Annotated in this window: 7 protein-coding genes; all 7 read left to right on the top strand. The window is 70.0% G+C overall.

Going from position 1 to position 7,179, the window contains the following annotated elements:
* The first annotated feature begins 69 nt into the window (after positions 1–69).
* On the top strand, positions 70–1,449 hold the full coding sequence (locus G3N98_RS37510; protein ID WP_089474526.1) for a type II and III secretion system protein family protein: 1,380 nt from the start codon (positions 70–72) through the stop codon (positions 1,447–1,449).
* Positions 1,450–1,462: 13 nt separating this feature from the next.
* A complete protein-coding gene (locus G3N98_RS37505) occupies positions 1,463–1,843 on the top strand; it encodes a CpaD family pilus assembly lipoprotein (protein WP_089427883.1) in 381 nt (126 codons plus the stop codon).
* Between the two features lie 19 nt (positions 1,844–1,862).
* Positions 1,863–3,086 (top strand): AAA family ATPase, encoded by a 1,224-nt coding sequence (locus G3N98_RS37500; RefSeq protein WP_206150945.1) that lies wholly within the window; start codon positions 1,863–1,865, stop codon positions 3,084–3,086.
* Positions 3,083–4,516: a CpaF family protein gene (locus tag G3N98_RS37495; protein WP_206150944.1), complete on the top strand. Its 1,434-nt coding sequence runs from the start codon at positions 3,083–3,085 to the stop codon at positions 4,514–4,516. Before G3N98_RS37500 ends, G3N98_RS37495 begins: the two co-directional genes overlap by 4 nt.
* On the top strand, positions 4,513–5,490 hold the full coding sequence (locus G3N98_RS37490) for a type II secretion system F family protein (protein WP_206150943.1): 978 nt from the start codon (positions 4,513–4,515) through the stop codon (positions 5,488–5,490). The genes G3N98_RS37495 and G3N98_RS37490 overlap by 4 nt, the downstream gene beginning before the upstream one ends.
* Complete coding sequence (locus G3N98_RS37485) at positions 5,487–6,431, top strand: type II secretion system F family protein (protein ID WP_089497308.1); 945 nt, start codon at positions 5,487–5,489, stop codon at positions 6,429–6,431. The genes G3N98_RS37490 and G3N98_RS37485 overlap by 4 nt, the downstream gene beginning before the upstream one ends.
* On the top strand, positions 6,428–7,179 hold a 752-nt coding region (locus G3N98_RS37480; RefSeq protein WP_206150942.1), incomplete at its 3' end, for a tetratricopeptide repeat protein. The genes G3N98_RS37485 and G3N98_RS37480, both read left to right, overlap by 4 nt.

Here is a 7,179-nt window from a genome sequence, read left to right as displayed (position 1 = left end):
ATGGCGGCGCAGTGACGGATTGACGATTCGGGCCGGCCGCCCGGCGGCCGGCATTTGACGGGAACACGCATGGTGCGCATGGTTCGTTGGATCGCTATCGGGGGCCTGGCCTGCATCGTCGCGTCCGGGAGCGCGTTGGCGCAGGTCGCACGCGCGCCGGACGCGGGCGCGGCGCTGTCGATCGCGACCGGCAAGGGGGAACTGCTGTCGCTGCCCGAACCCGCGGCCGCGATGTTCGTCGCCGATCCGTCCGTCGCCGACATCCAGGTGCCGTCCCCGCGCACCGTGTTCGTGTTCGGCAAGAAGGCGGGCACCACCACGCTGATCGCGCTCGGCGCGAACCATCGCCCGATCCTGCGCAAGACGGTGATCGTGCAGGTCGACACGGCGTCGCTGCAGGGCGTGCTCGACAGCCGCTTTCCGCAGCTGAAGCTGTCGGTGTCCGGCGCGCCGGGCTCGCTGATGGTGTCGGGCAAGGTGCCGAGCGCGGCCGACGCGGACGCCGTGATGCAGTCGCTCACGCCGTATCTGCACGACAAGGAAAAGATCGTGAACCGGCTTACGCTGTCGCGCCCGATCCAGGTGAACCTGCGCGTGCGGGTGACCGAGGTGAGCCGCAACATCACGCAGCAGCTCGGCATCAACTGGAGCTCGCTGGGCGGCGCCGGCAACTTCGTCGGCGGGCTGCTCAACGGGCGCACGCTGTTCGATCCGACGAACGGCCTGTTCAACCTGTCGCCGACGGGCGCCTTCTCGGTGCTCGGCGGATTCCGCGCGGGGCGCTGGTCGATCGACGTGGTGCTCGACGCACTCGACCAGGAGGGCTTGATCACGATGCTCGCCGAACCGAACCTCACCGCGATGTCCGGCGAGACCGCGAGCTTCCTCGCGGGCGGCGAGATTCCCGTTCCGGTCGCGCAGACCGGCAACACCGGCGTGATCACGGTCGAGTACAAGCCGTTCGGCGTGTCGCTCGACTTCACGCCGACCGTGCTCGCCGACAACCGGATCAGCCTCAAGGTGCGCCCGGAAGTCAGTGAAGTCGATCCGAGCAACAGCGTGACGACGGGCAGCATCAAGGTGCCGGCGCTCACGGTGCGGCGCGTCGACACGACGGTCGAGCTGTCGAGCGGGCAGAGCTTCGCGATCGGCGGGCTGCTGCAGAGCCAGACGGCCGACACCGTGTCGCAGATTCCGGGGCTCGGCCGGCTGCCGATCATCGGCCGGCTGTTTTCGTCGAAGAACTTCCAGGACAACAAGACCGAGGTGGTCGTGATCGTCACGCCGTACGTCGTGCAGCCGACCGGGCCCGGCCAGCTCGAGCAGGCGATCGACACCGTCGCGCGGCCGAGCAGCGACCTGGAGTTCGCGGTGCAGCGCAACCTCGGGCTCGACCTGCTGTCGGGCGACACGCCGCGCCTCGTCGGCGCCGCGGGCTTCGTGTACTGAACCGGAGGCGCACATGCGAACCCGATCGATCGTTGCCGCACTCCTGCCGCTGGTGTGTGCGGGCTGCCTGTCGGCGCCGCCGCCGGTCAACCTGCCCGATGCGCGGTCGATCGGCTTCGACGGCGCGCATGCGGTGGCGCCCGATTGCGCGAAGCTGATGCAGCCGTCGCATCTCGTCGACGCGGGGTACGCGCGGCCCGGCGTGCCGTTCGGCTGCGCGACCTATTCGAACCTCGCGGCGATGCTCGCGCGGCCGGAGGATCTCGTCGCGCCCGTGCCGTACGGCGGCGCGGATGCGCAGACGGCCGCCGACGCGGTGCGCCGCTACGTCGAGGATCGCGTGAAGCAGCCGACGCCAGGCAAGACGCAGACGACCGGCTCGCCCAGCCATTGACCGTCCGGATGCCATCACGATGCCGCCCATGAACCTCCTCGACCGTCAGCCCACCCGGCGCGCCGCGTCCGCGGGCGCGGCCGATCTCGTCGCGGTCGTCGCCGATTCGGGCAGCGAGGACGTGATACGCCGCGTCACGCAGGAACTGTCGATCACGCGCACCCAGCTGCAATTGGGAACCTGCGACGATGCGATCCGGCTGTTGCAGCAGTACGAGCGTTCGCCGCGCCAGCTCGTCATCGACGTGTCCGATTCGGTGCTGCCGGTGTCGGACCTGATGCGGCTCGCCGACGTGTGCGACCCGTCGGTGCGCGTCATCGCGATCGGCACGCAGAACGACGTCGGGCTGTTTCGCAACCTGCTCGGCATCGGCGTGCAGGACTACATCGTCAAGCCGCTGACCGTCGAGTTGATGCGGCGTGCGCTGACCGCGACCGAATCGGTCGTGCAGGCGCGCACCGGCAAGGTCGTCAGCTTCGTCGGCGCGCGCGGCGGCGTCGGCGCGACCACGATCACGGTGAGCCTCGCGCGCTTCCTGGCGAGCGAGAAGCGCCGCCGGGTGGCCTACGTCGACCTGAACCTGCACGGCGGCGGCGCGAACTCGATGTTCGGGCTGTCCAGCAACAACGGGCTGATCGAGTTGCTGAACATGGGGCAGCGTCCCGACGACGCGTTGTTCGAGCGCATGTTCGTGACGAAGGGCGACCGGCTGCACGTGCTGTCCGCCGAGCTGGCCTACGGCGCCGACGTCACGCTGGGCGACCAGGCCGTCGCGCGCCTGGTCGACATGCTGAAGGACCGTTTCCACTACGTGCTGTTCGACGTCGGCAGCGGCGCCGGCAAGCTGCTCGAGGACGCGCTCGTGGCGTCCGATCTCGTCCACGTCGTGGTCGACCGTTCGGTGCACGCCGCGTACGAAGCCGCGCGGCTCGTGCGCTTCGTGCGGGAACTGCCCGGCGAGCGGCTGCTGTCGATGGTGCTGAACAACCCGCTCGCCCCGGTCGCGGGCCGCGTCGAGCCGGTCGATTTCGAGGCGGCGTTCGGCGGCGCGGCGCTGCACGAGCTGCCGCACGAGCCGCAGACGCTCGCCGTCGCCGAGAACCTCGGCGAGCCGATCGAAGGCGCAAAGCGCAACGGCTTCCTGGACCAGATCCGGCAGCTCGCGAACGGCATCACCGGCGAGCCGATGGCCGTCGCCGAGCCGTGGTATGCGCGGCTCGTCAAGTGGAGGAAGGGAACGTGACGTTCGGCACCCGCAACCGGCCGCCGGCGGATCCCGCGCCGGCCGAGCCACAGGCCGCGACGCCCACCGTGGCGCGCGAGGCCGCTCCATCGGCCCCGGCTCCGACCGCGGCGGACGCGCCTGCACCGACTCCGGCTCGCACACCCGTGACGGCCGACACCCACGAGGCGCTGATCCGATCAAGCAAGTTCGACGCGATCCGCGGCGCGGTGTTCGCGTCGATGAACATGTCGGCGGCGCTGATGAAGACGCGCGACGAAGTGCGCGCGGGCATCGAGCAGGTGGCCGCGCACACGGTCGATCGCGAGCGCCTGAAGATCACGGCCGGCGAGCAGGTGCTGATCGTCGATGCGATCCTGAACGACATGTTCGGCGTCGGGCCGATCGAGCCGCTGCTCGCCGACGATACGGTCACCGACATCCTCGTCAACGGGCCCGACCAGGTCTACGTGGAGCGCGCGGGCCGGCTCGAGCTCACGTCGCTGAAGTTCCGCGACGACGCGCACGTGGCGAGCGTCGCGCAGCGGATCGCGGCGGCGGTGGGGCGTCGCGTCGACGAGAGCAGCCCGATGGTTGACGCGCGGCTCGCCGACGGCAGCCGCGTGAACGTCGTGCTGCCGCCGATCGCGATGCGCGGCCCGTCGATCTCGATCCGCAAGTTCGCGAAGCGCGACATCACGCTCGCGCGGATGGCGCAGCAGGGCAACATCTCGCCTCCGATGCTGCAGGTGCTCAAGGTCGCGTGCGCGTGCCGGCTGAACATCGTGATCTCGGGCGGCACCGGCTCGGGCAAGACGACGTTGCTCAACGCGCTGTCGCAGCACATCGAGCAGCACGAACGGATCGTGACGATCGAGGATGCGGCCGAGCTGCAGTTGCTGCAGCCGCACGTCGTGAGCCTCGAGACGCGGCCGGAGAATACCGAAGGGCTCGGCGGGATCTCGCAGCGCGATCTCGTGCGCAACGCGCTGCGGATGCGGCCCGACCGCATCATCCTCGGCGAGATTCGCGGCCCCGAGGCATTCGACGTGCTGCAGGCGATGAACACGGGGCACGACGGATCGATGACGACGATCCACGCGAATTCGCCGCGCGATGCGATCAGCCGGCTCGAAAGCATGGTCATGATGGCGAACGCGAACCTGCAGCTGCTGTCGATCCGGCGCCAGATCGCGAGCGCCGTGCACCTGTTCGTGCAGATCGAGCGGATGCGCGACGGCGTGCGGCGCGTCACGCGGATCACCGAGATCGTCGGGATGGAAGGCGAGGTGGTGATCACGCAGGACCTGTTCGCGTTCCGCCAGGAAGGCGACACGACGCGCGACGCGGTGAAGGGCGTGTTCGAGGCGTCGCCGTTGCGGCCGTCATTCGCGGCGCGCGCCGCGTATTACGGCGTCGAGGATGCGCTCGCCGAGGTGTTCCGGCAATGAGGGCCGCCGACCTGTTCGCGGTGGGCGCGTTCGTGATGATCCTCGCGATCGGGCTCGTGCTGTCGTCGTGGTTCGATCGCGCGAGCCGCACGCCGGCCCAGCGCATTCGCGCGCGGATGCGCCGGCTGTCGCCGTCGCTCGCCGGGCGCGACGGGCTTGCCTCTGCCACGCCCGGGGTCGCGCTGTTCAACCTCGAGCGCCGCCAGGGCCGCCTGCGCGCGTGGCTGCAGCGCCGCGTGACGCGCGTGCGTGCGGTCGGCGGCAAGGGCGGCGTGAGGATCGTCGTCGCGAGCACGATCGCCGGCGCGATCGTCGCGATCGTCGCGGTGAAGCTGATCGGGCCGCCGGGCTTCCTGCGTCCGCTGATCTACGTCGGGTTGCCGCTGGTCGCGATGCGGGCCAGCTACCGTGCGTTGGTCGAGCGCTTCCGGATCCGTTTTCTCGAAGCGTTCCCCGACGCGATCGACGTGATCGTGCGAGCCGTGCGCGCGGGCATTCCGGTCACGCAGGCGATCAGCATGGTCGGCGACGGCGCGGCCGAGCCGGTGCGCGCGACGTTCCGCTCGATGGGCGACAGCCTGCGCGTCGGCGCGGATCTCAAGGACGTGCTGACGCAGGCGGCCGACCGGCTGATGATCGCGGACTTCTCGTTCTTCACCGTCTACCTGCTGCTGCAGCGCGAGACCGGCGGCAGTCTCGGCGAAACGCTCGACGAGCTGTCGAGCATCATCCGCACGCGTCGCGACATCCGCCTGAAGACCCGCGCGCTGACCGCCGAAGGGCGCATCACGACGAACATCATTTCGGCGGTGCCGTTCGTGATGATCGGCGCGCTGTTTCTCGTGAACCGCGACTACGTGATGCTGCTGTTCACGACGCACCCGGGACACACGATGCTGACGATCGCGGCCGGGTTGCTGACGGTCGGCCTGCTGGTGATCCGCAAGATCTCGAAACTGGATACCGCGCGATGACGATGTCGATACTGGCCGCCCGTGGCCTCGAGTTGCTGTTGTTGCTCGGCTGTGTCGCGGTGGCGCTCGCCACGCCCGGCGGCGGCACCCGCCAGCGGATCGCCGCGCGCGTGCGGCAGGCCGCTGGCCAGCATCCGCCGGCACCGGTGGCGGGGTGGCTGCAGCCGGGCGGCGTCCGGCTGGATCTCACGCGCCGGCTCGCGCAGCTGGGCGAACGGTTGCCGGTGCTCGACCCGATGCAGCGCGTGAAGCTCGGCCTGCAGCTGACGCGCGCGGGCTTTCGCGAGCGCCGCGCGGCGTCGGTGATGATCGGGATCAAGTTGAGCTGCGGCGTGCTGTTCGCGTGCGGCGCGATCGTGTTCAGCCCGCTGATTCCGCGCTTCGGCGAATACTTCGTGATCCGCGCGCTGGCGATGATCGCCGCCTTCGTGATCGGCGTGATCGTGCCGGAATACGTGCTCGGCGTGATGATCCGGCGGCGGCGGCGGATCATCGCCGCGTGCTTTCCCGATGCGCTGGACCTGCTGGTGATCTGCACGATGGCCGGCAACAGTCTCGCGTCGGGCATCCGGCGCGTCGCGCACGAACTGGCGCGCATCTGCCCGCCGCTCGCCGACGAGCTGACCGTATGCGCGGACGAGCTGACGCTGAGCGGCGACGTGTCCGCGACGCTCGCGCATTTCGCGATGCGTGTCGATTTCACGTCGGCGCGCTCGCTCGCGACGACGCTGACGCAGTCGCAACGGTTCGGCACGCCGATCACACAGGCGCTGCGCACGCTGTCGCGCACCGAGCGCACCGAGCAGATCGTCGCGCTCGAGGAACGCGCCGCGAAGCTTGCGCCGAAGATCACGCTGCCGATGATGCTGTTCATCCTGCCGACGGTCTGCCTGATCGCGGCGGGCCCGGCGGCGATTCGCCTGCTCGAGGTGTTCAGATGACACGATCCGTCATACGCGCGTTCGCGCTCGCGGCCGTGCTGCCGGTGCTGGCCGGCGGCTGCGGCGCGCCGGGCGTCCAGACGCGGCCGGTGCTGTCGCACAAGAGCGACGATCCGCAGGCCGAATTGCGCATCGCCGACAGCGCACTGGCCGGCGGCAACGTCGATCTCGCGTCGACGCTGTACGAGAAGGTGCTCGCGAAGCATCCCGATTCGCTCGCGGCGCGCCTGGGGCTCGGCGACGTCAACTACCGCGCGGGCGACCTGGAGCGTGCGCGGATTCTCTATGACGAAGCGCAGCGGCAGGCACCCGCGGAACTCGGCCCGCAGCTCGGGCTCGCGCGCGTCGCGTTGCGGCAGCGTCGCCTCGACGAAGCCGCGCAGCGCTACCGCGACCTGCTCGCCGCGCAGCCGAACCATCCGCTCGCGGCGGAGGGGCTCGGCACCGTGCTCGACCTGCAGGGGCGTCATGCGGATGCGCAGGTCGTGTATCGCGACGCACTGCGCGCGCACCCTGACGCGCAGGGGCTGCGCGTCGATCTCGGGCTGTCGCTCGTGCTGAGCAACCGGCCGCGTGAAGGCGTGAACGTGCTGCTCGACGTCACCGGGTTGCCGTCCGCGCCGTGGCAGGCGCGCCAGAACCTCGCGTTCGCGTACGGCGTGCTCGGCAACACCGATTCGGCGAAGAAGCTGCTGTCCGCGGAGTTGCCCGCGTCGGCGGTGGCCGACAACCTGCGTTTCTACCAGGA

The organism is Burkholderia sp. Tr-20390, from assembly GCF_017104595.1.
Lineage (GTDB): Bacteria > Pseudomonadota > Gammaproteobacteria > Burkholderiales > Burkholderiaceae > Burkholderia.
The sequence above is the reverse complement of the archived record's forward strand: the minus strand, read 5'-3'. Positions and strand labels throughout refer to the sequence as shown.